At 68.8% G+C, this 24,627-nt stretch carries 24 protein-coding genes; 6 read left to right on the plus strand and 18 right to left on the minus strand.

Annotation, left to right across the window (positions count from 1 at the left end; genetic code table 11):
- The first annotated feature begins 35 nt into the window (after positions 1 to 35).
- The 3 genes from gltX (at position 36) to AC07OA_RS17070 (ending at position 3,488) form a co-directional block, all read left to right on the plus strand.
- Complete coding sequence (gltX, locus tag AC07OA_RS17060) at positions 36 to 1,457, plus strand: glutamate--tRNA ligase (RefSeq protein WP_494665012.1); 1,422 nt, start codon at positions 36 to 38, stop codon at positions 1,455 to 1,457.
- A gap of 67 nt (positions 1,458 to 1,524) precedes the next feature.
- Positions 1,525 to 2,805, plus strand: a complete 1,281-nt coding sequence (gene gltA, locus AC07OA_RS17065; RefSeq protein WP_494665013.1) for a citrate synthase — start codon at positions 1,525 to 1,527, stop codon at positions 2,803 to 2,805.
- A gap of 137 nt (positions 2,806 to 2,942) precedes the next feature.
- Positions 2,943 to 3,488, plus strand: coding sequence for a glutathione peroxidase (locus tag AC07OA_RS17070; protein ID WP_494665014.1), 546 nt, complete (start codon positions 2,943 to 2,945; stop codon positions 3,486 to 3,488).
- A gap of 152 nt (positions 3,489 to 3,640) precedes the next feature.
- On the opposite strand, the gene AC07OA_RS17075 is transcribed toward AC07OA_RS17070, so the two are convergent.
- Positions 3,641 to 3,907: an EscU/YscU/HrcU family type III secretion system export apparatus switch protein gene (locus tag AC07OA_RS17075; protein WP_494665015.1), complete on the minus strand. Its 267-nt coding sequence runs from the start codon at positions 3,905 to 3,907 to the stop codon at positions 3,641 to 3,643.
- Positions 3,904 to 5,553: a flagellar hook-length control protein FliK gene (gene fliK, locus AC07OA_RS17080; protein ID WP_494665016.1), complete on the minus strand. Its 1,650-nt coding sequence runs from the start codon at positions 5,551 to 5,553 to the stop codon at positions 3,904 to 3,906. Before fliK ends, AC07OA_RS17075 begins: the two co-directional genes overlap by 4 nt.
- Positions 5,554 to 5,680: 127 nt before the next feature.
- Here fliK and AC07OA_RS17085 point away from each other — a divergent pair, with 127 nt between their 5' ends.
- Positions 5,681 to 7,429, plus strand: coding sequence for an ATP-binding protein (locus AC07OA_RS17085; RefSeq protein ID WP_494665017.1), 1,749 nt, complete (start codon positions 5,681 to 5,683; stop codon positions 7,427 to 7,429).
- Here the strand turns inward: AC07OA_RS17085 and lpxB are convergent.
- The 15 genes from lpxB to rpsB form a co-directional block, all read right to left on the minus strand.
- Entirely contained in the window at positions 7,426 to 8,598 is a 1,173-nt protein-coding gene (gene lpxB / locus AC07OA_RS17090; RefSeq protein ID WP_494665018.1) for a lipid-A-disaccharide synthase, read from the minus strand. The genes AC07OA_RS17085 and lpxB overlap by 4 nt on opposite strands.
- A complete protein-coding gene (gene lpxI, locus AC07OA_RS17095; protein WP_494665019.1) occupies positions 8,595 to 9,428 on the minus strand; it encodes a UDP-2,3-diacylglucosamine diphosphatase in 834 nt (277 codons plus the stop codon). Before lpxI ends, lpxB begins: the two co-directional genes overlap by 4 nt.
- Positions 9,429 to 9,438: 10 nt before the next feature.
- Complete coding sequence (gene lpxA / locus AC07OA_RS17100; RefSeq protein ID WP_494665020.1) at positions 9,439 to 10,233, minus strand: acyl-ACP--UDP-N-acetylglucosamine O-acyltransferase; 795 nt, start codon at positions 10,231 to 10,233, stop codon at positions 9,439 to 9,441.
- Positions 10,230 to 10,709, minus strand: a complete 480-nt coding sequence (gene fabZ / locus AC07OA_RS17105; protein WP_494665021.1) for a 3-hydroxyacyl-ACP dehydratase FabZ — start codon at positions 10,707 to 10,709, stop codon at positions 10,230 to 10,232. Before fabZ ends, lpxA begins: the two co-directional genes overlap by 4 nt.
- Positions 10,706 to 11,728 (minus strand): UDP-3-O-(3-hydroxymyristoyl)glucosamine N-acyltransferase, encoded by a 1,023-nt coding sequence (gene lpxD, locus AC07OA_RS17110; RefSeq protein ID WP_494665022.1) that lies wholly within the window; start codon positions 11,726 to 11,728, stop codon positions 10,706 to 10,708. Before lpxD ends, fabZ begins: the two co-directional genes overlap by 4 nt.
- Before the next feature lie 132 nt (positions 11,729 to 11,860).
- Positions 11,861 to 12,517 carry an OmpH family outer membrane protein gene (locus AC07OA_RS17115; RefSeq protein WP_494665023.1) on the minus strand — a complete coding sequence of 219 codons (657 nt, stop codon included), beginning with the start codon at positions 12,515 to 12,517 and terminating at the stop codon, positions 11,861 to 11,863.
- Positions 12,517 to 14,895, minus strand: coding sequence for an outer membrane protein assembly factor BamA (bamA, locus tag AC07OA_RS17120; RefSeq protein WP_494665024.1), 2,379 nt, complete (start codon positions 14,893 to 14,895; stop codon positions 12,517 to 12,519). The genes AC07OA_RS17115 and bamA overlap by 1 nt, the downstream gene beginning before the upstream one ends.
- 31 nt (positions 14,896 to 14,926) lie before the next feature.
- Positions 14,927 to 16,123, minus strand: coding sequence for a M50 family metallopeptidase (locus AC07OA_RS17125; RefSeq protein WP_494665025.1), 1,197 nt, complete (start codon positions 16,121 to 16,123; stop codon positions 14,927 to 14,929).
- A gap of 22 nt (positions 16,124 to 16,145) precedes the next feature.
- Positions 16,146 to 17,342, minus strand: coding sequence for a 1-deoxy-D-xylulose-5-phosphate reductoisomerase (locus AC07OA_RS17130; RefSeq protein WP_494665322.1), 1,197 nt, complete (start codon positions 17,340 to 17,342; stop codon positions 16,146 to 16,148).
- Between the two features lie 5 nt (positions 17,343 to 17,347).
- A complete protein-coding gene (locus tag AC07OA_RS17135; protein WP_494665026.1) occupies positions 17,348 to 18,196 on the minus strand; it encodes a phosphatidate cytidylyltransferase in 849 nt (282 codons plus the stop codon).
- The gene (gene uppS, locus AC07OA_RS17140; protein WP_494665027.1) at positions 18,174 to 18,953 is read right to left on the minus strand and encodes a polyprenyl diphosphate synthase; all 780 of its coding nucleotides are present in this window, start codon (positions 18,951 to 18,953) and stop codon (positions 18,174 to 18,176) included. The genes AC07OA_RS17135 and uppS overlap by 23 nt, the downstream gene beginning before the upstream one ends.
- Before the next feature lie 45 nt (positions 18,954 to 18,998).
- Positions 18,999 to 19,565 carry a ribosome recycling factor gene (gene frr / locus AC07OA_RS17145; RefSeq protein WP_494665028.1) on the minus strand — a complete coding sequence of 189 codons (567 nt, stop codon included), beginning with the start codon at positions 19,563 to 19,565 and terminating at the stop codon, positions 18,999 to 19,001.
- A gap of 25 nt (positions 19,566 to 19,590) precedes the next feature.
- Positions 19,591 to 20,328 (minus strand): UMP kinase, encoded by a 738-nt coding sequence (pyrH, locus tag AC07OA_RS17150; RefSeq protein ID WP_494665029.1) that lies wholly within the window; start codon positions 20,326 to 20,328, stop codon positions 19,591 to 19,593.
- 201 nt (positions 20,329 to 20,529) lie between these two features.
- Positions 20,530 to 21,471, minus strand: a complete 942-nt coding sequence (tsf, locus tag AC07OA_RS17155) for a translation elongation factor Ts (protein ID WP_494665030.1) — start codon at positions 21,469 to 21,471, stop codon at positions 20,530 to 20,532.
- A 163-nt stretch (positions 21,472 to 21,634) separates the two neighbouring features.
- On the minus strand, positions 21,635 to 22,492 hold the full coding sequence (gene rpsB, locus AC07OA_RS17160; protein WP_494665031.1) for a 30S ribosomal protein S2: 858 nt from the start codon (positions 22,490 to 22,492) through the stop codon (positions 21,635 to 21,637).
- A 371-nt stretch (positions 22,493 to 22,863) separates the two neighbouring features.
- Between rpsB and AC07OA_RS17165 the strand changes: the two genes are divergently transcribed.
- Entirely contained in the window at positions 22,864 to 23,514 is a 651-nt protein-coding gene (locus tag AC07OA_RS17165) for a haloacid dehalogenase-like hydrolase (protein WP_494665032.1), read from the plus strand.
- A gap of 55 nt (positions 23,515 to 23,569) precedes the next feature.
- Positions 23,570 to 24,196 (plus strand): DUF4304 domain-containing protein, encoded by a 627-nt coding sequence (locus AC07OA_RS17170; RefSeq protein WP_494665033.1) that lies wholly within the window; start codon positions 23,570 to 23,572, stop codon positions 24,194 to 24,196.
- Here the strand turns inward: AC07OA_RS17170 and AC07OA_RS17175 are convergent.
- Positions 24,193 to 24,543 carry a GFA family protein gene (locus AC07OA_RS17175; protein ID WP_494665034.1) on the minus strand — a complete coding sequence of 117 codons (351 nt, stop codon included), beginning with the start codon at positions 24,541 to 24,543 and terminating at the stop codon, positions 24,193 to 24,195. The genes AC07OA_RS17170 and AC07OA_RS17175 overlap by 4 nt on opposite strands.
- Between the last annotated feature and the right edge of the window lie 84 nt (positions 24,544 to 24,627).

Below are 24,627 nucleotides of genomic sequence, written 5' to 3' on the forward strand. Positions count from 1 at the left end.
CGTCCGTGGCCTCCAGTCCGTCAGCCTTGATCCCGATGACCAATTCCCCCACGACCACTTCTGGCGTCGTCACCCGCTTCGCCCCGTCGCCGACCGGCTTCCTGCACATCGGCGGCGCGCGCACGGCGCTGTTCAACTGGTTATATGCACGCCATACGGGTGGGAAGTTCCTTGTTCGCGTCGAGGACACCGATCGCGAGCGTTCCACCGAAGCCGCCGTCGCCGCGATCTTCGAAGGGCTGGACTGGCTGGGCCTGAAGGCCGACGAAGAAGTGATCTTCCAGCACACCCGCGCGCCGCGTCACGTCGAGGTGGTGCAGCAGATGCTGGAGGCCGGCCGCGCCTATCGCTGCTGGATGACCGTCGAGGAACTGGCGGCGGCCCGCGAGCTGGCCCGCGCCGGCGGCCCGGCCCTGCGCTCGCCCTGGCGCGACGCCCCGCCACCCGCCGATCCCAGCGCCCCGCACGTGATCCGCTTCAAGGGCCCGACCGAGGGCACGACCCTGGTCGACGACCAGGTCAAGGGTCCGGTCACGTTCAACAATGCCGACCTGGACGACCTGGTGCTGCTGCGCGCCGACGGCGCCCCGACCTATAACCTGGCCGTGGTGGTCGACGACCACGACATGGGCGTCACCCATGTGATCCGGGGCGACGACCACCTGAACAACGCCGCCCGCCAGACCCTGATCTATCAGGCCATGGGCTGGGACGTGCCGGTCTTCGGCCACATCCCGCTGATCCACGGCCCGGACGGCGCCAAGCTGTCCAAGCGCCACGGCGCCCAGGCCGTCGGCGAGTTCGCCGACATGGGCTACATCCCCGAAGGCATGCGCAACTACCTGGCCCGCCTGGGCTGGGGCCACGGCGACGACGAGGTCTTCACCGACGAGCAGGCGATCAGCTGGTTCGACGTCAAGGACGTGGTCAAGGCCCCCGCCCGCCTGGACTGGGCCAAGCTGAACTTCATCAACGGCCAGCACCTGCGCCAGGCCGACGACGCCCGCCTGGCCGACCTGACCCTCAAGGCCCTGCAGGCCGCGAAGGCCGAGCTGCCGGCCGACGCCCCCGCGCGCCTGCTGGCCACCGTCCCGCAGGTCAAGGAAGGCGCCAAGACCATCCTGGAGTTGGCCGAGCACTGCGCCTTCGCCCTGAAGGTGCGTCCGCTGACCCTGGAGGAGAAGACCGTCAAGCAACTGACCGACGAGACCGTCGAGCGGCTGACGCGCCTGCGCGCGGCCCTGGGCGCGGCGCCGGTCTGGGGCGTGTCGGAGCTGGAAACCCTGTTGAAATCCTTCGCGGAATCCGAGGGCGTGGGCTTCGGCAAGTTCGGTCCCTCGCTGCGTGGAATCCTCACCGGAGGGTCTCAGGCCCCCGACCTGAACAAGATCATGACGGCGCTAGGTCGCGAGGAGTCTCTGGGGCGCCTTGACGACGCCCTGGCGTCGCGCGCATGAGGCGCTATAACGCAACCGCGAAATCGAAAACTGGACCGACCGTTCCATATTTGAAGGGGTCTCCCGCATGACCGACAAAGCCACGCTGACGATCGGCGACAAGAACTACGACCTGCCGATCCTCAAGGGCAGCACGGGTCCGGACGTCCTGGACGTGCGAAAGCTGTACGGCGACTCCGACCACTTCACCTTCGATCCGGGCTTCACCTCGACCGCGTCGTGCGAGAGCAAGATCACCTATATCGACGGCGACGCCGGCGTTTTGCTGCACCGCGGCTATCCCATCGACCAGCTGGCCGAGAAGTCCTCGTTCCTCGAGGTCTGCCACCTGCTGCTGAACGGCGAACTGCCGACGGCCGATGAATTCACCAAGTTCGAACGCAACATCACCTACCACACGATGCTGCACGCCCAGTTCGACACCTTCTTCCAGGGCTTCCGCCGCGACGCCCACCCGATGGCGGTGATGACCGGCGCGGTCGGCGCCCTGTCGGCCTTCTACGCCGACAGCCTGAACGTCGACGATCCCAAGCAGCGCGAGATCAGCGCCCATCGCCTGATCGCCAAGATGCCGACCATCGCCGCGCGCGCCTTCCAGTACTCGCAGGGCCGTCCGTTCGTGACGCCGCGCAACGAGCTGTCGTACTCGGAAAACTTCCTGCGCATGTGCTTCTCGGTGCCGGCCGAGGACTGGGTGCCCAACCCCGTCCTGACCCGCGCCATGGACCGCATCTTCATCCTGCACGCCGACCACGAGCAGAACGCCTCGACCTCGACCGTCCGTCTGGCCGGTTCGTCGGGCGCCCACCCGTTCGCCTGCATCGCCGCCGGCATCGCCTGCCTCTGGGGCCCGTCGCACGGCGGCGCCAACCAGGAAGCCCTGGAGATGCTGGAAGAGATTGGCTCGGTCGAGAACATCCCCGCCTATGTGCAGGGCGTGAAGGACCGCAAGTACAAGCTGATGGGCTTCGGCCACCGCGTGTATAAGAACTTCGACCCGCGCGCGAAGGTCATGCAGAAGACCTGCTACGAGGTGCTGGAGCAGCTGGGCATCAACGACCCGCTGCTGCAAGTGGCCATGGAGCTGGAAAAGGTCGCCCTCAGCGACCAGTACTTCATCGACCGCAAGCTCTATCCGAACATCGACTTCTACTCGGGCATCACCCTGCGGGCGATGGGCTTCCCGACCAACATGTTCACCGTGCTGTTCGCCCTGGCCCGCACCGTGGGCTGGATCAGCCAGTGGAAGGAAATGTTCGAAGACCCCACCCGCAAGATCGGCCGCCCGCGTCAGCTCTACACGGGCGCCACGCAGCGCGACTACGTGCCGGTCGACAAGCGCGGCTAAGCGCTTCGGCATCGCCGGACTGGAAGAGGCCTCGCGAAAGCGGGGCCTTTTTCTTTGCCCGCGATCTTTACTCATAGGCGATGGAGCTTCGGCGGGCCGGCGGCTAGGCTGCCGCTCCAAACCAGCGGAGCCTCCCGATGAGCGACATCCAAGACATCCCCCTCAAGCGCATCGACGGCGCGCCCGCCACCCTGGGCGACTTCCAGGGCAAGGTGCTGCTGGTGGTCAATGTCGCCTCCAAGTGCGGCCTGACCAAGCAGTACGAGGGGCTGGAGGCGCTCTATCGCGACAAGCAGGCCGCCGGCCTGGAGGTGCTGGGCTTCCCCGCCAACAACTTCAAGGGCCAGGAGCCGGGCACCGACGAGGAGATCGCCGACTTCTGCTCGACGACCTACGACGTCACCTTCCCGATGTTCTCCAAGATCAGCGTCACGGGCGAGGACACCCACCCCCTGTACCAGGGCCTGATCGCCGCCCAGCCCACGGCCACCGGCGACGGCGCCATGCGCGAGCGGCTCAAGGGCTTCGGCATCGAGACCGGCGGCCCCAGCGACGTGGTCTGGAACTTCGAGAAGTTCCTGGTGGGCCGCGACGGGACGGTCGTCGGGCGGTTCGCGCCGGACGTGACGGTGGACGATCCCCGGGTGGTCGAGGCTATCGAAGGCGCCCTGGCGGCGAGCTAGTCGCGGCTACCACTTGCCCCCTTCGGGCCTTCGGCCCTCCTTCCCCCGTAGGGGGAAGAGGACGGTTTGCGCAGGCGTCCTCCGCCCCCTACGGGGGCGGACAGACCGCGAAGCGGTCAGGTGGGGGCAAGTGGGCGCGCTGCGAAAGCGCCCTACCGGCCTTGGCGCAGAATGAACCCGAGGATCTCCGCCACGGCCACGTAGAGCGCCTCGGGGATCTCCTCGTCCAGTTCGATGGTCGACAGAGCCTGGGCCAGCGCCGGGTTCTCCTCGATGGGCACGCCGTGCTCGCGGGCGGTCTCGACGATCTTGTCGCCGACCCAGCCGCGTCCCGTGGCCACTACGCGCGGCGCGCTGGGCTCGTCGTAGCGGAGGGCCACCGCAATGCGCGGCCCTGATGAGCGGATCGCGCTTGTCATGTGGCCTGATCCAGGAACTGGCCCGGCGCGGCGGCCGAGGCGCGCGGCTGGCCGGCATGGAAGGCGATCTCGGGCTCCAGGGCCGCCTCGCGCAGGGCGCTGCCCAGGCGGTCCTCGCCGTCGCGCAGACGCGCCATGCTGGCCGGACGCTCGGCCCACAGCGACACACGGGCCAGATCGCCGGTCAGGGCCACCTGCACATGCACCGGTCCCATCGGCTCGACATCCAGGGAGAACCGCGCGCGCCAGGTGCGGGCCGGGGTCGGACCGCCCTCCCCGCCACCCGCGCCGCCACCGCCGTCGCGGCTGATCTCGAACTGGGCGGCGGCCGGGCCCTGAGGCGTCATGAACGGCACGTCGAACACCCAACGCGCGCCCTGACTTTCGGGAGGCCTTCCTGGAACCTGGGGCTCGGGCAGCGAGGCGATCTGCAGCAGCTCCGTTCGGGCCAAGGCCGCGCCGGTCTCGGTCAACAGGCGCTGGCCGATGGCGTGGGGATCGGCGCCGGGCTGGAGACCCGACTGGGCGGCCGCCTGGGCGTGGGTCGGAGCGCCGGCATAGGGCGGCGGGGTCTGGGACGCCGGACCAGCGCCGATCCCCGGACCGCCATAGGCCGCGACCGCCGCCGATGGCGCACGGGTCGAGACCGGCAAGGGCGGGAAATCCTCGGCCTCGATGGCGCCGAAAGCCGGCAAGGACGCGGGCTGGACGCCGGCCTGGCTGGGCGGGGCCGGTCGCGTCCCCAGATTGGGCCAGACGCTGGCCGGCAATTTCTCGGGCGTGGCGCTTGCCGACGGCGGAGTCTGCGTCGGTCGCGCGGACGGCTCCTGAACCTCGGCTTCGACCGGCGGCGCGGCGTTCTCCACGTCCAGAGGGGCGCCGACCGGCGCGGGCGAGGTCGAGGACGTCGCGGCCATGGCCTGGGGCGTGCCGCGATCGGCCAGTTGCGCCGAGGCGGCGGCGGCCGTGGCGGCTGGGTTCAGTGCGCCCCCCGCCTGGGCGGAAGCCGGAGGCGTTGCGTCCATCCATGTCTTGACCACCTCGCGGAACACCAGCAGCGCGGCCTTCATGTCGCTGTTGGGCGTAGGCGTCGGGACCACCCGGGGCGGCGCGGTCAGGGTGCCGGTCGGCGCGCGCTGGGCCTCGGCGTCCGGCGTCGCGGCGGCCAGGCGGGCTTCCAGGAACAGGCCCGAGCGCTGCAGGGCCTGGCGGATCTCCGGGCCGCTGATCTGGCCGTCCATGCGGGCGCCGAGCGCCATGACCTGGGCGATGGCGTCCTTGACCCTGGCCGGCACGGCGGGTTCGGCGGCGGCCTGGGCCATGTCGGCCATCAGGGGCGCGAGGCCGGCCTGGCGGGCGGCGGCGCGGCCGGCCGCCACCGCGACGGCGCGGGCGGGTGTCTCGGGCTGAAGGTCGGGCGCGGCGGCCTTGAGGGCCTCGGCGGCCTTGGCGCGGCTGGCCTCGCCCTCGCCCACGGCGTCGTGACCGGACTGGGCGATCTGGCCCTGAGACTGGTCGATCATCGCGCCCAGGGTCTCGGTCGTCTGGATCACCGCGACCCGCGCGAGATCGGCCGCCAAGTCAGCCCGGTTGATCGGGGTGGACGGTGTCACGGGCGACAAGGGGGCGATCGAGAAGATCGGCACGCGCGAGCTCCGGACCGGCGGGTGAGATTCGCCGACAAACCAACCTAGCCGAGAGCCATGAAGCGGTTCTTAAAGGCTTGCTTAACGCGGTGGCCCGACATTAACGCCGTTGCTTCGGAGTTCGGGCTTGACGATCGCGTCCCCATCATCGGCCTGGACGGGCATTACCGCGCATCGGCGCCGTGATCTGAAGACCATCCTGCCGATGTCGCTGGTGGCCGCCGCGGGCTCGACCATCTGGCTGGACGTCCGGCTGATCGTCGGCTGGCTGGCGGCCGTCGGCGCCTTCCTGATCGTCAACCAGATCCTGTGCCGCTGGATCGACCGCACCGGAACGCCGCATCGACGCCAGGAATGGATCTTCGCCGGCGTCACCCTGGTCTACACCACCGTCTACGGTCTGCTGCCGCTGACCCTGGTGGTGGACGGCAGCCGGTCGGCCGCCGTGGCCGGGGCCGCCATGCTGGGCGCGGTGGCGCTGAGCAGCACCGCCGAATTCCCGATTTCCCGCCTGATCGGCGGCGCCTCGCTGCTGTCGGTCCTGCTGACCGCGATCCTGGCCCTGTCGCACCCCGCCCTGGGCGAGTCCGCCGGCCAGGCCGCGATCGCCTTCGTCGCCGCCGCCGCTTTCCTGGCCTATGTGCTGGTCGCCGCCCTGCATCGCGCCGCCGTGGAGCAAAGGCTGGTCCAGGCCCTGGCCGTGGCCCGCGAGAAGGAGGCCGAGGCCGCCGCCGCCAACGCCGCCAAGACCACCTTCCTGGCCACCATGAGCCACGAGATCCGCACGCCGCTGAACGGGGTGCTGGGCATGCTGCAGGTCATGCAGACCGGTCCCCTGGACCCGGCCCAGCGTGAGCGCCTGGACATCGCCCGCCAGTCCGGCGAGGGCCTGACGGCGATCCTCAACGACGTGCTGGACCTGTCGAAAATCGAGGCCGGCCGCCTGGAGGTCGAGACCGTCGCCTTCGATCTGCCCGCCCTGCTGATCGGCTGCCACCACGCCTTCTCGGTGCTGGCCATCGAGAAGGGCCTGCGCTGCACCCTGGCCGTCTCGCCCGAGATCCGGGGCCTCTATCACGGCGACGCCCAGCGGCTGCGCCAGGTGATCGGCAACCTGTTGTCCAACAGCGTGAAGTTCACCGACACCGGCTCCGTCGGCCTTTCGGCGCGAGTGGACGGCGAGCACCTGGAGATCGCGGTGGCCGACACCGGTGTCGGCGTGGCGCCCGAGAACCTCGACCGCCTATTCGACAAGTTCAGCCAGGTGGACGCCTCGACCACCCGTCGCCACGGCGGCACGGGCCTGGGTCTGGCGATCAGCCGCGAGCTGTGCGCCCTGATGGATGGGACCATCGCGGTGGCCAGCGCCGTCGACCAGGGCTCGACCTTCACCATCCGCCTGCCGGCTGCCCGTCTCACCCCCGCCCCGGCCGTCGAGATCGCGCCGCCGGCCGTGGAGCCTCGCGTCGTCTCGCCCTCGCCGCTGCGGGTGCTGGCCGCCGAGGACAATCCGGTCAATCAACTGGTGCTGAAGGCGATCCTGGATCAGGCCGGCATCTCGCCCACCCTGGTCGCGGACGGCGCCCAGGCGGTGCGGGCTTGGTCCGAGAGCGACTGGGACGTGGTGCTGATGGACGTCCACATGCCGGTGATGGACGGCGTCGCCGCGACCCAGGAGATCCGTCGCCTGGAAGCTTCCGCCGGTCGCCAACGCACCCGGATCGTCGCCCTGACCGCCAACGCCATGAGCCACCAGGTGCGCGGCCTGCTGGCCGACGGCTTCGACGACCACGTGGCCAAGCCCATCGACGTCACCGCGCTGTTCGCGGCGCTGGAGCGGGCTCAGGCCGCCCAGCCGGACGAAGCGGCGGCCTAGCGGGCCTCCAGAAACGCCAGGAGGGCCGAAGCGGCCGCCTCCGAGGGATCGGGCATCCCGCGCCCCATCTTGTCCAGGGCCAGGTTCTGGGCGGCGATCTGAACTGTTCGCAGGGCCGGATCGTCCAGCCGCTTGGCCACCTCGGCCGCCAAGGCCGGACCGGTGCAGTCGGCCTGCAGCAGTTCGGGCGCGATGGTCTCCTGGGCGGCGATGTTGAGCAGGGTCACCCAGCGCGGCTTGAACAGGGTCTTGAGCAGGGCGTAGGTCAGGCCGCTGGTGACGTAGCCCACCACCATGGGGCAGCCGGCCAGGGCCAGTTCGGTGGTCACCGTGCCGCTGCAGGCCAGACCCACCGTGCCGGCGACCATGGCGTCGTCCTTCAGGCTCTCGTCCTCGATCACATGGGCGCGGAAGGGCCAGGCGGCGACGCGGGCCTTGACCGCCTCGGCCACGGTGTAGGCGGCCGGAACCACCACGTGCAGACCAGGCCTCTGGGCCTTCAGCAGGCGCACGGCGTCCTCGAACGGCGGCGTGACCCGCTCGATCTCCGACGGACGACTGCCCGGCAGGACCAGCAGGATCTCCTCGTCCGCCCCCGCCCCGATCGCCGCGCGCAGGCGGGCCGGGTCGGCGCGGCTGAAGTCGCGGGCCAAGGCCGAATTGCCGACGAACACGTTGGGCAAGCCCGTGGCGTCGAAATACGGCTTGTCCATGGGCTGGATCGACAGCAGCAGGTCGACCGCCCCGGCCAGGTCCTTGGCGCGCGAGGCGTGATAGGCCCAGACCTGGGGCGCCACGTACTTGACCAGCGGCAGCTTGGGGTCCTGCTTCCGCAGCGCCTTGGCCAGGCGGATGTTGAAGCCCCAGCTGTCGATCAGCACCGCCACGTCGGGCTTTTCCCGGGCCGCCAGGGCCAGGGTGTCCTTCAGGCGGGCCATGGCGCGCGGATAGGCCTTCAGGCTCTCCACGATGCCCAGGATCGACAGTTGGGCGATGTCGAAGGGGCTCTCGATACCCTCGGCCGCCATCTTGGCGCCGCCCACCCCGACGAAACGCACCTTGTCGGCGCCGAGCCCCGCGCGCAGGGTCCGGGCCAGGCCCGCGCCCAGGGCGTCGCCCGAAGCCTCGGCCGCCACCAGCATCACGGTCAGCGGCCGACCCGGGATCACCGGGGCTCGACCCCGTAGACGAACAGGCCCAGGTCGTCGGCGCAGGCGATCACCTGCTCGCGGTCGACCACCAGCAGGCGGCCGGCCTCGCCGACCACGCCCGCCAGGCCGGCGCGGGCCGCGCGCTGCACGGTGGCCACGCCGATGGTGGGCAGGTCGACCTTGGTCTCCTGGATCGGCTTGGGCGCCTTGGCCAGGACGCCGCGCGGGGCCTCGGCATTGCCCCGGATAGCCTGGGGCAGGTCGGCGACCCGGCGCAGCATGGCGTCGGTGCCCTCCTGGGCCTCGACCGCCAGAACCAGGCCCTCGCAGACCACGGCGCCCTGCCCCACGTCCAGCGCGCCGATGGCGCGGGCGACGTCCAGGGCCCGGTCGATGTCGGCGATGTGGCGGTCGGCGGGCCGGTGCTTACCTAGGGGGCCGCGCGGCAGGGTCATCTCGCCGCGCACCTCGTGGGCGCCCTCGATGACGAAGCCTTCCTTCTCGAACTCCGACAGCACGCGGCGCAGCAGGGCGTCGTCGCCCTTGCGCGCGGCGCCGATCAGGCCCGGGATCACGGTCAGGCCGCGCAGATCGGGCTTGAGGGTCGCAAAGTCCGGACGGTCGACGACGCCGGCGAAGCAGACCGCCTCGCAGCCCTCGTCCCGCAACGCCTTGAACGCCTTGCCGAACTCGCCCAGCCCGACCTCGACGCCGGGATATTGCTCCAGGACCGGCAGGGCGAACGACTTCAGGCGCATCACGGCGAACGGCCGGCCGGCCGCCTCGCAGTGAGCCGCCAATTCCACGGGCAGGGAGCCGCCCCCGGCGATCAGACCAAGCTTGCGCATGGCCCTTCTCCTAGACCTCGCGCTCGGGCAGGCAAAGCGGGCGATTGCCGTCGGCGCGGATGAACTGGACGATCTCCATCACCTCGGGGATGGCGGCATAGGTCTCGGCCGCGTCGTCCAGGCGCTCCTGGAAGGTGCCTTCGTCGGCGAACATCATGCGATAGGCCGAACGCAGGGCGTTGATGGCCTCGCGCGAGAAGCCGCGACGCTTGAGGCCGACCAGGTTCAGGCCTTCCAGGTGGGCGTGGTTGCCCCACACCGAGCCGTAGGGGATGACGTCCTTGGTCACCGCGGCCAGGCCGCCGATGAAGCTGTAGCGGCCGACGCGCGAGAACTGGTGGATGGCGGCCAGACCGCCCACGAACACGAAATTGCCGACGTCCACGTGGCCGCCCAGGGTCGCGCCCTTGGCCAGGACGACGTTGTCGCCGACGATGCAGTCGTGGGCCACGTGGGCCTCGGCCATGTAGAAGCCGTCGGCGCCGACCGTGGTCACGCCGCGCCCCGTGGCGGTGCCGGTGTTCATCGTCACCTGTTCGCGGATGACGTTGCGCGGGCCGATGAGCAGCTCGGTGCGCTCGCCCTTGTAGCCCAGGTGCTGGGGCGGACCGCCCAGGGACGAGAAGGCGTGGACGACGGTGTCCTCGCCGATGGTGGTGACGCCATCGACCACCACGTGCGACAGCAGGCGCACCCGCGCGCCCAGGGTCACGTCCGGGCCGACGATGCAGAACGGCCCGATCTCGACGTCGTCCGCCAGCTTGGCGGCAGAGTCGACGATGGCGGTGGGATGGATCTTGGTCATGCCTTGGGAGTCTCCACCACCATGGCCGCGAATTCGGCCTCGGCGGCCACCTTGTCGCCGACCTTGGCCACGCCCTTGAACTTGAAGATGCTTGAGCGGGCCCGGACCACCTCGACCTCCATGCGGATCACGTCGCCGGGGCGCACGGGATTGCGGAAGCGGGCGTTGTCGACCGACATGAAGAAGATGGTCTTGCCTTCGGTGTCCACCTCCAGCGACTTGCTCATCAGCACCGCGCCCGTCTGGGCCAGGGCCTCGATGATCAGCACGCCGGGCATCACCGGATTGCCCGGGAAGTGGCCCTGGAAGAACGGCTCGTTGATCGTCACGCACTTGATGCCGACGATCGACTGGTGCGGGCGATAGGCCTCGGCGCGATCGACCAGCAAGAACGGATAGCGGTGCGGGATCCGGTTCAGGATCTCGGCGATGTCGATATTGGCCTCTTGGGGCTCTTCGTCTTTGGATCGGCTCATTCTAGCCCCTTGGTTCCCCGGCCGCCCGCCTTGCGCGACAGCCATGCGGTCTCTCGGAGCCACCGCTTGAGCGGCCGCGCCGGAAACCCTGTCCATGTTTCACCGGCCGGCACATCCTTGAAGACCGAGGCCGAGGCGCCGATCTGGGCGCCCGCGCCGATCTCGAGATGGTCGGCCACGCCGGCCTTGCCGCCGAACGCGACTCCGTCGCCCACGACCGTACTGCCGGAAATACCCGTATAGGCGGCGGCGACGCAATTGCGCCCGAGCCGGACGTTGTGGGCGACGTGGACGAGATTGTCGATCTTGGTGTTCTCGCCGATCGTCGTATCGCCGAAGGCGCCTCGATCCACGCAGCTGTTGGCGCCGATCGTCACCCCGTCCTGCAGGATCACCCGGCCCAGCTGAGGCAGGTCGACCACGCCGGAAGGCCCGGCGGCCGCGCCGAAGCCGGCCTCGCCGATCACCGCGCCGGCGTGGATCGACACGCGGTCGCCGATCAGGGCGAATCCGATCACCGCGTTGGCGCCGATCCGGCAGTCGCGGCCGACCGCCACGCCCGGCCCGATCACCACGCCCGGCCCCAGGATGGTTCCCCGGCCGATCCGGGCCCCCTGCCCGATCACCACGCCGGGCGCCGGCGCGACGCCATCTTCCAACTCGCTGTCGGGATGGATGTGGGATGCGCCGTCGTGGCGGCGAGGCGCGTGCAGGCGGCGCGCGGCGGCGGCCCAGGCGGCCTGCGGATGGCTGGTCAGCAGCAGGGCGCAGCCGGCCGGCGCCTTGTCGGCATGGTCGGGCCGCAGGAAGCAGGCCGCGCCGTTCAGGCCGGCCAGATCGGCCAGGCGCTTGGGATCGGAAAGAAAGGTGACGGCGCCCTCGCCCGCGCTCTCCAGCGGCGCGACGTGCGAGATGCGCTGATGGCCCGCCGCCGGGTCGGCCAGGCGAGCGCCGCTCAGCTCGGCCAGTTCGGCGAGGGTGACCGGACCCAGGTCTTCAAAAAAGCGCGGGTCCGGCATGGGAACCTCTCGAAGACGTCGGGTGCGACCGAAGACAGTGCTCGAGGTCTTCGTTCACTGGACGTGTTCCCCGAACAAAACGTCCGTCCGGCGCATGGCCGGACGGAGCGCTTCATCAGGGAAATTGCGTGTTTAGCGACGCGCCTGCAAGCGCTGGACGATCTCGGCGACCTGTTCCGGCGTCAGCTTGGTGCGTTCCAGGGCCGAGAAGGTGGCGGCCTTGCCGCGCGCGTCCAGGGCGGTGGCGATCTGGGCGCTGATGTCCATGCTGGGCGCATAGATCGGCGCGGCGCCTTCCGACAGCAGCACGCTGCACTGCTTCTGCTGATAGGCGGCGATGACGGCCGGCTGCAGTTCGGCGCTGTACTGGCGATTGGCGTTCTCGGCCGTCACCTGCATTTCGATCTGAGCGTGGATGCTGTCGCGTTGCAGCTGCTCTTGCTCGAACTTCAGGTCGTTGCCGGTCTTCTCGCGGGTCGGCGGGAACGGCGCCTTCTGGGCGTTATAGGCGGTGATGCGATCCTGCAGCGACTTGCCGCGGGCTTCCAGCGGCGCGGAAGCCGACTTCTGCAGAGCGTCCAGGCGGGCGTCCAGCGCCTTGCCGGTGGCCGAGGTGGCGCTGACGGCGTCGGCCGAGAAGACGCACAGGCCCGGGACGGGGGCGCCGTGGGTGATGGGCGGGGCCGACGGCTTGAGCGGAGCGGCGGCCTGGGCGAAGGCGCCCGACGCCACGGCGAACGCGGCGAAGCCCGACACGGTCGCGGCGAGGAACTTGGAGGTCATGCTCATTAAAACCTTGTGGAGGTGGAGAACCGGAAGGTTTCGGTTCTGTCGTAGTCTTCTTTAGCGAGAATATGGCTGAAATCGAACCGGATAGGGCCCATGGGCGATTTCCAGTCGATGCTCAGGCCCGCCGAGGCCCGCAGGCCCAGGTTGTCCTTGATCAGCGGGTTGGTGACGCCGCCGCTGTTCAGACGGTCGACGTCGTCCAGCTGGCCGGCCGTACCGAAGTCGCTGAACAGGGCGGCCTTGATGCCGTACTGCTCGGGCAGCAGCGTCGGGACCGTCAGCTCGAACGTGCCGATGGCATAGAGCTTGGCGCCCAGCGAGTTGCTGCTCTGGGTTCCGTTGGTCGTGTCGCGCGGGCCGATACCGGCGATCTCGAAGCCGCGGAACGAGGAGCCGCCCTTGTAGAAGCGGTCGTTGATGCGGATGTTGTCGCCGCCCCAACCTTCGATATAGCCCGCCGAACCGGTGGCGCTGAAGATGAAGTCCTTGTTGAAGCCCCAGTACCAACCGGCGTCGGTCTCGGTCTTCAGGTACTTGGTGTCGCCGCCGAAGCCGGCGAGGTCCTGGTTCAGGTCGGCGAACCAGCCGCGCGTCGGATTGATCGGGTCGTTCCGCTTGTCCAGGCGCAGGCCGTAACCGATCAGCGACGTCACGTACGAGCCGCGCTGCAGGCAGAGGATCTCGGAGACCTGCTGGTTGTTGGGATCGCACAGGCTGTCGGCGACGCTGACCTTGTCCTGGCGGAGCTGGTAGCGAAGGCTCATCGAGGCGTTCTGGGTCAGCGGGAAGCCGAACCGCAGCGTGCCGCCGGTCGACTGGGTGTCATAGGCGGCGTAGTCGCTCAGGTCGTAGCGGTACGAATAGAGGTCCAGGCCCGCGCGCAGGTCGCGGCCCAGGAAGCGCGGCTCGGTGAAGCCGAAGTCGATCTGCTGACGCAGCGAGCCGACCGAGACGCGGGCGCGCAGGTTCTGGCCCCGGCCGCGGAAGTTGCGCTCGGTGACGCCGACGTCCAGCACCAGCTTGTCGACCGAGCTGTAGCCGGCGCTGAACGACAGTTCGCCCGTCGGCTGCTCTTCGGTCTTGACCCGCAGGCTGGTGCGGTCCGGCTGGGCGCCGGGGATTTCCTGAATGTCGACATCCTTGAAGAAGCCCAGCGAGCGGATGCGGTTCTTGGAGCGGTCGACCAGCACGCGGTTGTAGGCGTCGCCCTCGGCCACTTCCAGCTCGCGGCGGACCACGTAGTCCAGGGTGCGGGTGTTGCCGACGATGTCGATGCGGTCGACATAGACGCGCGGGCCTTCACGCACCGAGAACACCACGTCGACCGTGTTGGTCTGGTGATTGGGCACGTAGCGCGGACGCACGTCCACGAAGGCGAAGCCGGCCGCGCCCGCCGCGAAGGTCAGGGCGTCGGTGGCCTGCTCGATCTTCTCGTCTTCGTACAGCTGGCCGGCACGGATCGGCAGGATCTGGGCCAGCAGGTTGCCGTCCAGCTTCTTCAGCTCGGTTTCGACGGTGACCTTGCCGAACTTGTACTTCGGACCTTCATCGACCGTGTAGGTGACGGCGAAGCCGTTCTTGTCGGTGGCCAGTTCGGCCACGGTCGACACGACGCGGAAGTCGAAATAGCCGCGGTTGCGGTAGAACTTGCGCAGCTGCTCGCGGTCGTACTCGATCCGGTCGGGGTCGTAGTTGTCGTTGCTGGTCAGGAACTTGTACCAGTGCGACTCCTTGGTGACGATGACGTCCTTCAGGTCGTTGTCCGAGTACTCGACATTGCCCAGGAAGTTGACGCCCAGGACGCCGCTCTTGGGGCCTTCGCTGATCTCGAACACCAGGTCGACGCGCTTCTGAGGCAGTTCCACCACCTTGGGCGTGACGGTCGCCGAGATGCGGCCCGAACGGCGATACAGCTCGATGATGCGCTGGACGTCGGCCTGGACCTTGGCGCGGGTGAAGATGCCGCGCGGACGGATCTGGACCTCGTCCTTCAGCTTGTCTTCCTTGAGCGCCGAGTTCCCCTCGAAGACCACCTGGTTGATGATCGGGTTCTCGACGACCTTCACGATAAGGTCGCCGCCCTGCAGCTCGATCTTGACGTCGGCGAACAGGTCGGTGCGCGCCAGGGTCTTCAGCGCCAGGTCGAGGCGCTGGGGATCGACGGTCTCGCCCGGCTGGATCGGCAGGTAGGACAGCACGGTGCCCTGCTCGATCCGCTCGTTGCCCTCGACCACGATGCGCTGGACCACGCCCGTCTGAGCCTGGGCCTGGGCGAACGCGATCTGCGGCGCCGTCAGCGCCGTGGATCCGAGGAGGAGCGCAACGCCGGTGGCGAACGCGGCGCTTTGGGCGCGAAGTTTGTTCATGGGACCAATCATGGACGGGCGGCCCTACTCACGAGAAAGAGGTTCACGAGAACAGGCCGCCAATGAGTTTGAACACGTCGTAGCGGTGAAGGTCGTTCCATGCCGCGAACAGCATGAAACACAGGATCAAGGCAAGCCCCGCTCTGAATCCGGCCGCCTGAAACTCCGCCTTCAACGGGCGGCGGGCGATGGCTTCATAGGCGTACATCAGCAGATGTCCGCCATCGAGGACAGGGATGGGCAGCAGGTTCATGAAGCCGATGCTGACCGACAGGGTGGCCACCAGCAGCATCATGCTGACGAAGAAGCGCAGCACCATGGTCTGGACGTTGGGCGCGTCGGCCGTCGAGGCCTTGGCGACCGCGCCGACCGTGTGACCGATGCCGATCACGCCGCTGATCTGGTCGGGCGAGATCTGGCCCGTGACCAGGCGGCCCAGATAGAAGCCGATGGTGCTGACCTGGTCCCAGACCTCGACGGTGGCGTCGGGAATCGCGCTCCAGACGGTCGAGCGATGACGGGTCGGGGCGCTAAGGCCCTCGATGCCCAGACGGCCGATCTTCATGCGGCCGTTGATCTCGTCCTCGACAACCACCTCCTTGGGGGTGGCGGTCAGGTGGACGGTCTGCTCGCCGCGCCGGACGGAGAAGTCGATCGGCAGCTTGGCGCGCAGGGCCACATAGCCGTTGAGGTCCTGGAAGGTCTCGATCTTGCGGCCGTCGGCCTTGACGATCACGTCGCCCGGCTGGAAGCCCGCCGCCGCCGCCGCGCTGCCGGCGGTCACGCCGTGGACGCGGGCCGGATTGCGGATCTCGCCGATGGTGGCCAGGAAGACCGACAGCACCGCGATCGCCAGCAGGAAATTGGCCATCGGCCCGGCCACGGCGATGAACGCCCGCTGCCAGACCGGCTTGAAATGGTAGTAGCGGGAAACGGCCGCCTCGCCTTCGCGCGCGGCGATCTCCTGCTTGAGAATCGCCAAGTCATTGCCATCCGGCACGCTGGCGGCGTTGTCGTCGCCCGAGAAGCGCACATAGCCGCCCAGGGGGATCGAGGCGATCCGCCACTCCACGCCCGTCTTGTCGCGCCAGGCGACGATCTTGGGGCCGAAGCCGATCGAGAAGCAGTCGATGGCGACGCCACAGGCTCGCGCGGCCCAGAAATGGCCGAGCTCGTGCACTGTCACCACGACGGACAGCACGAACACGAACGCGAACAGTTGCGTCAGGAACAGGATCATAAGGTGGCGCCCAACTCCCCGGTCAGTCTCGAATACGCTTCTGACCGACAACCTCGGCCGCAATGCGGCGAGCCGAAGCGTCCGTCATCATCGCGCTGTCGAGGGCGTCGCCGGCGCTGTCGGCAAGCTCGCTCAGGCCGTTCATGCGCTCAAGAGTCCCCGCCACCGCGCCGGCAATATCCAGAAAGCCAATCCGGCGGTCAAGGAATGCCGCGACGGCCACCTCGTTGGCGGCGTTCATCGCCGCCGGCGCGCCGCCGCCCAGACGCAGGGCCTCGCGGGCGATGCCGATCGACGGGAAGCGGTCCAGGTCCGGCTCCTCGAAGGTGAGCTGGCCGTAGGCGGCCAGGTTCAGCGGCTTGGCCGGCCAGGACAGACGCTGCGGCCACGAGAAGGCGCAGGAGATCGGGCTACGCATGTCCGGCGGGCCCAGCTGGGCCAGGGTCGAACCGTCGGCGTACTCGACCAGGCTATGGATCACGGACTGCGGGTGGATCACGACGTCGATGCGCTCTTGCGGAGTGTCGAACAGGTAGGACGCCTCGATCATCTCAAGGCCCTTGTTCATCATCGTCGCGGAATCGACCGAAATCTTGGCGCCCATCGACCAGTTGGGATGGGCCACCGCCTGCTCCGGCGTGGCCTTGGCCATGGCGGCTTTTTCCCAGGTGCGGAAGGGTCCGCCCGAGGCCGTCAGGATCAGGCGCGATACCTGGTCGATACAATCGCGCTGCAGCACCTGGAAGATCGCCGAGTGCTCGGAATCGACGGGAATCACCGATCCGCCCGCCTCCTTGGCCGTGCGCAGCAGGGCCGGACCGGCGCAGACCAGGCTTTCCTTGTTGGCCAGGGCGATCACCGCCCCGGTGCGGGCCGCGGCCAGGGTCGGGGCCAGGCCGGCCGCGCCGACGATGGCCGACATCACCCAGTCCGCGCCCATGGCGGCGGCCTCGGAGACGGCGGCCGCCCCGGCGGCGGCCCTCACGCCCGATCCGGCCAGGCGCTCGCGCAGCTCCGGCAAGCAGGTCTCGTCGTCGATGACCGCGACCCGGGGCTTCCAGCGCAGGGCCTGCTCGGCCAGCTTGGCGACGTTGCGGCCGGCCGTCAGGGCCAGGACCTCGACGTCCAGCTTCGCCTGCTCGAACAGGTCCAGCGTGGAGACGCCGATGGACCCCGTCGAACCCAGCACCACGACCTTGCGGGCCGAGGCCTTGCTCATGAGGGTCAAGGCAGCCATCCCCACTGGTCCAGCAGCCGCGCGCCGGCGACCACGATCGCGGCGAACATCAGGCCGTCCACCCGGTCCAGGACGCCGCCGTGGCCGGGGATCAGGTCGCCCGAATCCTTCACGCCGAACCGGCGCTTGAGGATCGATTCCCACAGGTCGCCGGCCATGGTGGCCAGGCCGCCCAGCAGGCCGATGACCGCCGCCACGGGCCAGGCCAGGTGCAGGTCCGGCAGGGCCGGCAGGGCGAAGGACAGCGCCACGATGCCGACCGCGCCCAGCGAGGCGAAGGCCAGGCCGCCGAAGAAGCCCGACCAGGTCTTGTTGGGCGAATAGCGCGGCCACAGCTTGGGGCCCTTGAGCAGGCTGCCGGTGACATAGGCGAAGATGTCGGCGAACCAGGTGACGGTGAACATCAGCAGGGTCCAGGACAGGCCGGCGTCCATCCGGCGCAGCCAGATCATCGCGATCACGGCCGGGGCGATATAGATCACGCCATAGGCCGCGTCGGCCCGCCGCTCCACCGCCCCGCGCGCCATCAGGGCGGCGGCCAGGGCGCCGATCAGCACGACCGGCCAGGTGATGTAGTAGTGGCCGCGGAAGGCGACGATCACCGAGATGGCCACGGCCGCGCCGATGGCCACGGCCACGCCCAGGGCGGACCGCTTGGCGCTCATCTCCGCCCATTCGCGGGCCAGAAGGGCCACGCCCACCAGGATCAGACCCAGGTACCAGACGTCGCCGAACCAGACGGCGGCCACGACCGTAGGCACCAGCACCGTGGCGGAGGCGACACGGCTGCGCAGGTTGCTCCAGTTGAAACGTTTAGCCGGCGACGGCGACGTCATCGACGGCAATGCCTCCATAGCGACGGTCGCGGCTTCGATATTCCGTCAGCGCGGCGGCCAGATGTTCGGGCCCATAGTCCGGCCACAGAACATCCTGATACACCAGTTCGGCGTAGGCGCATTCCCAAAGCAGGAAGTTGGAAATCCGCTGTTCGCCGCTGGTGCGCACGATCAGATCGGGCGCGGGAGCCTCCGAGGTCGACAGCCGCTGCTCGAACAGGGCCTCGGTGAGGTCGGCCGCGCGCGCCTCGCCCCGCTCCACCGCCTCGGCGAAGGCCCGGGCGGCGTCGGTGATGTCGGCGCGGCCCCCGTAGTTGAAGGCCACCTGCAGCAGGAAGTCGCTGTTGTGGCTGGTGCGGCTCTCGGCCCGCTCGATCACGGCCAGGACGTCGGCGGCCAGACCGGTGCGGCGGCCGATGATCCGGACCTTCACGCCCTCGCGCGCCAGGCGGTCGATGTCGGACTCCAGATAGGCCTTCAGCAGGCCCATCAGTTCGGAGACCTCCTGCGGCGGCCGGCTCCAGTTCTCGGTCGAGAACCCGAACACGGTCATCACGCCCACGCCCAGGGCCGCGGCGCCCTCGACGGTACGCTTCAGCGCGTTGACGCCGGCGCGATGGCCCAGGACGCGCGGCAGGTTGCGCCGCTTCGCCCATCGGCCATTGCCGTCCATGATGATGGCCACATGCAGAGACCTGTCCGACGATGCGCCCCCGGCGCGAGTCGACACGTTCTGCAGGCCGGTCGTCGGCGCCATGCGCTTCAGCCTTCCCTCACCGCCCCCCACAACGCAGGTCGATGCCTAAACCTGCATGATCTCTTGTTCCTTGGTTTTCAAGGCCTCGTCGACCTGCTTGATGGCCGCGTCGGTCAACTTCTGGACCTCGGTCTCCATCTTCTTCAGCTCGTCTTCGCTGATGACCGAGGCCTTTTCCGCCTTCTTCAGATCGTCGTTGGCGTCGCGGCGAATGTTGCGCACCGCGATCTTCTGGCCTTCGGCGGCCTTGCCCGCGATCTTGACCAGCTCCTTGCGGCGCTCCTCGGTCAGAGGCGGGATCGGGATGCGCAGGTTCTGGCCTTCGACCACCGGGTTGAAGCCCAGGCCCGAATTGCGGATCGCCTTCTCGACCGAGACGACGACGCCCTTGTCCCAGACGCTGACATTGATCTGGCGCGGCTCGGGCACGCTGATCGAGGCCACCGCGCTCAGCGGCGTGGTCGAGCCGTAGGCTTCAACCATCACCTGGTCCAGCAGGCTGGCCGAGGCGCGGCCGGTGCGCAGGGAGGCGAATTCCGACTTCAGGGCGACGATGGACTTGTCCATGCGCTCCTTGTAGCGGGACAGGACGGGTTTTTCGGCGGTGGCCATGGCTTGGGCTCTCTTCGCTGGGAATTTAAGCGGCGCGGTCGTTGGAAACGACGGTGTGCACACCGCCGCCCCCCAGGACGCTGAGCAGGTTGCCGCGTCCCTTGATCGAGAAGACCACGATCGGAATGTTGTTGTCGCGCATCAGGGCCACGGCCGAGGCGTCCATCACCTTCAGGTCCTGGGCGAGCACGTCCATGTAGCTGAGCTTGTCGTAGCGCTTGGCGGCCGGGTCCTTCTTGGGGTCGGCGTTGTAGATGCCGTCGACGCTGGTGCCCTTGAACAGGGCGTCGCACTGCATCTCGGCGGCGCGCAGGGCCGCGGCGGTGTCGGTGGTGAAGAACGGGTTGCCGGTGCCGGCGGCGAAGATCACCACCCGGCCCTTTTCCAGGTGACGCTGGGCGCGGCGGCGGATGTAGGGCTCGCAGACCGTGGCCATCGGGATGGCCGACTGCACGCGGGTGGAGACGCCGATGCGCTCCAGGGCGTCCTGCATGGCCAGGGCGTTCATCACCGTGGCCAGCATGCCCATGTAGTCGGCGCTGGAGCGCTCCATGCCCTTGGCCGCGCCGGCCATGCCGCGGAAGATGTTGCCGCCGCCGATCACCAGGCACAGTTCGACGCCGGACTTGACGATCTCGGCGATGTCCTCGGCCACCGACTGCACGGTCTTGGTGTCGATGCCATAGGGCGTGTCGCCCATCAGCACCTCGCCCGAAACCTTCAGGAGCACGCGGCGGTAGGGTTTGTGCTGGGTTTCGGACATGCGGAGGCTCTTCCTGAGTCGTCGGGACGCAACATAGTGCGCGTTCCGGAAAAGTGGGATCGGTTTTCCAGGCGAAAACCGGCGAGATCGCGTGCAGGGACGCGCCTCGGGCGCAAAAAAAGGCGCGGCGCGCGCTCTAATCGCGCGCCGCGCCTTCGATAGGCGAACCGGTCCGCCGCCCCGAGAGGCGGCGGCAGGTCTTTAGGCTTGGCCGCCGGCCATGGCGGCGACTTCGGCGGCGAAATCGCCTTCCGGAGCCTTCTCGACGCCTTCACCCAGGGCCAGGCGGACGAAGCCCTTCACGGTGAGCGGCGAGCCCAGTTCCTTGGCGGTCTCGGCGACCAGCTGCTCGACGGTCTGGTCCGGGTTCATGACGAAGGCCTGCTTCAGCAGCACGACTTCTTCCAGGAACTTGCGGATGCGGCCATCGACCATCTTCTCGACCACGGCGGCGGGCTTGCCCGACTCCAGGGCCTGCTCGGTGAAGATGGCGCGTTCGCGCTCGATGGCGGCCTGGTCCAGGTCCTCCGGCGAGAGCGACAGCGGGGCGGTCGCGGCCACGTGCATGGCGATCTTGCGGCCCAGCTCGACGATCTTGGCCTGGTCGCCTTCGCCTTCGATGGCCACCAGCACGCCGATCCGGCCCAGTTCCGGGGCGGTGGCGTTGTGGATGTAGCTGGCCACCGCGCCGTGCGCGACGGCGAAACGGGCCGAGCGGCGCAGGACCATGTTCTCGCCGATGGTGGCGATCAGGTTGGTCAGCAGCTCCGAGACGACTTCGCCGTCCGGGGTCGAGCCGGCGCCGATGGCTTCCACGCCTTCGTTGTCCAGGCCGACGCGCGCGATCTTACGAACGGCGTTCTGGAACAGGTCGTTGCGCGACAGGAAGTCGGTTTCGGCGTTCACTTCGACGGCCGAGGCGGTCATGCCGGCGCCTTCGGCGCGGACGGCGATGCCCACCAGGCCTTCGGCGGCGACGCGGTCAGCCTTCTTGGCGGCCTTGGACAGGCCCTTGGCGCGCAGCCAGTCGATGGACGCTTCGATGTCGCCGTTGTTCTCTTGCAGCGCCTTCTTGCAGTCCATCATGCCGACGCCCGACTTTTCGCGCAGTTCTTTCACCAGCGCAGCGGTCACTTCAGCCATGAGATCCTCCATTGAACATCGGGGCGCTTCCAACCGCGACCGGGATCGGTTCGCCGGGGAGAAGCGCGGAAAACAAAATTACGACCGGGCTTGATAGCCCGGTCGCATGTCAGGTTCGCGAAGACCGGATCGAGACCGAGATCCCGATCCGGTGATCGGGAAATCAGCTCGCGGCCGGCTCTTCGGCGACGGCGTCCAGAGCTTCCGAAGTCGCTTCTTGAGCGGCTTCCGGGGCGGCGGCGGCTTCAGCCACCGGCTCCGGGGTCAGTTCGCGGGCCAGGGTCGGCTCGACCGGAGCGACCGAAGCGCCCAGGTCCACGCCCGAGGCGGCTTGGCCGGCGGCCAGGCCGTCCAGGACGGCGTCGGCGATCAGGTCGCAGTACAGCTGCAGAGCGCGGGCGGCGTCGTCGTTACCCGGGATCGGATAGGTGATGCCGTCCGGATCGCAGTTGGTGTCGAGGATGGCGACGACCGGGATGTTCAGCTTGCGGGCTTCCAGGATCGCGATCGCTTCCTTGTTGGTGTCGATCACGAACATGATGTCGGGGATGCCGCCCATGTCCTTGATGCCGCCCAGCGACAGTTCCAGCTTGTCGCGCTCGCGGGTCAGCTGCAGCAGTTCCTTCTTGGAACGGCCTTGAGCTTCGCCGCCCAGCACGCCTTCCAGCTCGCGCAGACGCGCGATCGAGCCCGAGACGGTGCGCCAGTTGGTCAGGGTGCCACCGAGCCAGCGGTGGTTGACGTAGTACTGGGCGCAGCGCTTGGCGGCCGTGGCGACCGGGTCCGAAGCTTGACGCTTGGTGCCGACGAACAGCACGCGGCCACCGGCGGCGGCCACTTCACGCACCTTCACCAGGGCCTGGTGCAGCAGCGGGATCGACTGCGACAGGTCGATGATGTGGATGTTCGAACGCGAACCAAAGATGTAGCGGTCCATCTTCGGGTTCCAGCGGTGGGTCTGGTGGCCGAAGTGGGCGCCAGCTTCCAAGAGCTGACGCATGGAGAATTCGGGAAGCGCCATGATAGGTCTCCTTCTTCCGGTTGAACCTCCGTGGGCACCCCCGCTCCGAACGATTCGGACCGGGACCGGAACGGTAACGACGGGATGTCTCCCCGAAGTCGCCGCACGCCCACGTGTGGAATGGCGGCGCAAATAGGCGTGATCGGACCAAAAAGCAAGCCCTAGGACGCGCGGGCCGTGCCGGGCGGGCCGCCGATCCGGCGAATTCATGCCGCCGGCGCGTGGCGCCGGGGACGCAAACCCACAAGAGAACGGACTTTGTCCACAGGCGAACACGATCGCCTCGCCTTTCTGACACAGAGCGGGTGTCTGATGGACCTGTCGTCACGACTCGAGCGTTTTCCACATAACGGTAACGGGTGAAGGGACGCATGCTCGCGGTTTTCGATCTCGACGGGACCTTGCTGGACGGGGACTCCACGGCGCTGTGGCTCTGGAGCCGGATCCGCCGTTCCCCGATGCGCTGGCTGGCGACGATGCTGGTCGCACCGGTGGCCATTCCGATGGTGATCGCCCCTCGCACCCGGCGGACGGGCGCCTCGATCCTGCTGTGGATCGCCACGGCGGGTCTGAACGAGCGCCAGCTTCGCGAATCCTGCGCCGAATTCGCCGCGCGCTTCCGAGGAGAGGCCCTCCCCCTGCGTTGGCGCGGCCCGGGCATGGAGACGCTCGACGACCACCTGGCCCATGGCGACGAGGTGGTGGTCGTCACCGCCGCCCCCACCATCCTGGCCCAGGCTCTGATCACGCCGCTGGAACGGCCCATCGTCGTCCTGGGCACCTCGCTCAAGCGCAAGGCCGGCGGCTGGATCGCCGACGTTCATTGCCGCAACCAGCGCAAGTGCCAGGCCCTGGCCGAGGCCGGCCACGGCAAGCGCTGGGCCTATGCCTATACCGACAGCCTCGACGACCTGCCCTTGCTGCGCGGGGCCGACGCGCCGGCCATCGTCGGCTGCGGCAAGGCCGCCAAGCGCCGCCTCGACCGTTCGGGCCTGCCCAACGGCCGCGCCATGGCCTGGTAGGGTCGCGGCGCCGGCGACGGCTGGATCGACGCGGCGGGCCGACATACCGTTCCGCATGCCCGGCCCTCACGACACGATCATCGCCAAGGCCGCCAAGGCGGCCCTCCAACCGCTGGGGTTCAAACGGAAGGGACGGTCGCGTCTCTGGCTGCGGGATCTCGGCTGGCGGCTCGTCGTGGTCGAGTTCCAACCCAGCGGCTGGGACAAGGGCAGCTATCTCAATGTCGCCGCCCATTGGCTGTGGACGGACAAGGGTTATGTCAGCTTCGATTTCGGCTCTCGGGTTGGCGACTTCGAAGCCTACCGCTCGGACGAGCAGTTTTTGCCGGCCGCACAAGGTCTCGCAGAGCGAGCGGCGGTGGAGGCGCGTCGATTGATCGCCCTGTTCGCGTCCATCGCTGAAACAGCCGACGCGCTTGAAGCTCGGGAAGCGGCGGCGCGCCCGGGGCTGATCGGCAGCTGGCCCCGATACGACGCCGCGCTCGCCGTGGCGCTGGCGGGACGTTCGGCCAGGGCGGCCGCCTTGCTGGCCTCCATCGCGGACGACCGCGTTCGCGGCCGCGCCGATCAAATGGCCGATCTATTGGCCGCCCCCGAGGCGTTCCGCGCGGAAATCCTCGCCCGGATCGCCCGGCAAAGACTGGCGCTGGGCCTGCCCTCCGTGAACGCCATCGACCTCTAGCGCGACCTGCCGTCGAATTGCTGGGCCTTGAGGGCGAAGACGTCGACACCGTCCAGGCAGCGCACATTGATCGCCGCCATCTCCATCCCGCCCGGCCCGACGCCCCGCCCGAACGACTCGATCCCGCAGTCCTCGCAGAACAGATGCGCGATCTTGTGGGTGTTGAAGCGGTATTCGGTCAGGGCGTCCTCGCCCTGTTTCAGCTCGAACGCCGTGGCCGGGGCGAAGGCCAGCACCGAGCCCAGCTTGCCGCAGCGCGAGCAGTTGCAGGTGATCAGGTTGTCCAGATCGACCTCGACCGCATAGCGCACCCGTCCGCACTGGCAGCCGCCTTCATGTCTGGCCATGGCCTTCCTCCCTTTCAGTCTTCGCACCCAGGCCCGGTGGCCCAGGCCGCCGAGGTCCGTACCGTTCGGCGCCCGTGGCGCACC

The organism is Caulobacter sp. GW821-FHT09B08, assembly GCF_059418225.1.

Bases quoted from the DNA above. Each gene is read 5' to 3' on its own strand.
- AC07OA_RS17125 (WP_494665025.1), bottom strand. From the start codon at position 16,123: ATGATCCTGTTCCTGACGCAACTGTTCGCGTTCGTGTTCGTGCTGTCC.
- lpxI (WP_494665019.1), bottom strand. From the start codon at position 9,428: ATGCGCAAGCTTGGTCTGATCGCCGGGGGCGGCTCCCTGCCCGTGGAA.
- AC07OA_RS17115 (WP_494665023.1), bottom strand. From the start codon at position 12,517: ATGAGCATGACCTCCAAGTTCCTCGCCGCGACCGTGTCGGGCTTCGCC.
- frr (WP_494665028.1), bottom strand. From the start codon at position 19,565: ATGGCCACCGCCGAAAAACCCGTCCTGTCCCGCTACAAGGAGCGCATG.
- gltA (WP_494665013.1), top strand. From the start codon at position 1,525: ATGACCGACAAAGCCACGCTGACGATCGGCGACAAGAACTACGACCTG.
- fabZ (WP_494665021.1), bottom strand. From the start codon at position 10,709: ATGAGCCGATCCAAAGACGAAGAGCCCCAAGAGGCCAATATCGACATC.
- bamA (WP_494665024.1), bottom strand. From the start codon at position 14,895: ATGATTGGTCCCATGAACAAACTTCGCGCCCAAAGCGCCGCGTTCGCC.
- lpxA (WP_494665020.1), bottom strand. From the start codon at position 10,233: ATGACCAAGATCCATCCCACCGCCATCGTCGACTCTGCCGCCAAGCTG.
- AC07OA_RS17075 (WP_494665015.1), bottom strand. From the start codon at position 3,907: ATGACAAGCGCGATCCGCTCATCAGGGCCGCGCATTGCGGTGGCCCTC.
- AC07OA_RS17130 (WP_494665322.1), bottom strand. From the start codon at position 17,342: ATGAGCAAGGCCTCGGCCCGCAAGGTCGTGGTGCTGGGTTCGACGGGG.
- AC07OA_RS17135 (WP_494665026.1), bottom strand. From the start codon at position 18,196: ATGACGTCGCCGTCGCCGGCTAAACGTTTCAACTGGAGCAACCTGCGC.
- uppS (WP_494665027.1), bottom strand. From the start codon at position 18,953: ATGGCGCCGACGACCGGCCTGCAGAACGTGTCGACTCGCGCCGGGGGC.
- AC07OA_RS17175 (WP_494665034.1), bottom strand. From the start codon at position 24,543: ATGGCCAGACATGAAGGCGGCTGCCAGTGCGGACGGGTGCGCTATGCG.
- rpsB (WP_494665031.1), bottom strand. From the start codon at position 22,492: ATGGCGCTTCCCGAATTCTCCATGCGTCAGCTCTTGGAAGCTGGCGCC.
- lpxD (WP_494665022.1), bottom strand. From the start codon at position 11,728: ATGCCGGACCCGCGCTTTTTTGAAGACCTGGGTCCGGTCACCCTCGCC.
- AC07OA_RS17070 (WP_494665014.1), top strand. From the start codon at position 2,943: ATGAGCGACATCCAAGACATCCCCCTCAAGCGCATCGACGGCGCGCCC.
- pyrH (WP_494665029.1), bottom strand. From the start codon at position 20,328: ATGTCCGAAACCCAGCACAAACCCTACCGCCGCGTGCTCCTGAAGGTT.
- AC07OA_RS17170 (WP_494665033.1), top strand. From the start codon at position 23,570: ATGCCCGGCCCTCACGACACGATCATCGCCAAGGCCGCCAAGGCGGCC.
- tsf (WP_494665030.1), bottom strand. From the start codon at position 21,471: ATGGCTGAAGTGACCGCTGCGCTGGTGAAAGAACTGCGCGAAAAGTCG.
- gltX (WP_494665012.1), top strand. From the start codon at position 36: ATGACCAATTCCCCCACGACCACTTCTGGCGTCGTCACCCGCTTCGCC.
- AC07OA_RS17165 (WP_494665032.1), top strand. From the start codon at position 22,864: ATGCTCGCGGTTTTCGATCTCGACGGGACCTTGCTGGACGGGGACTCC.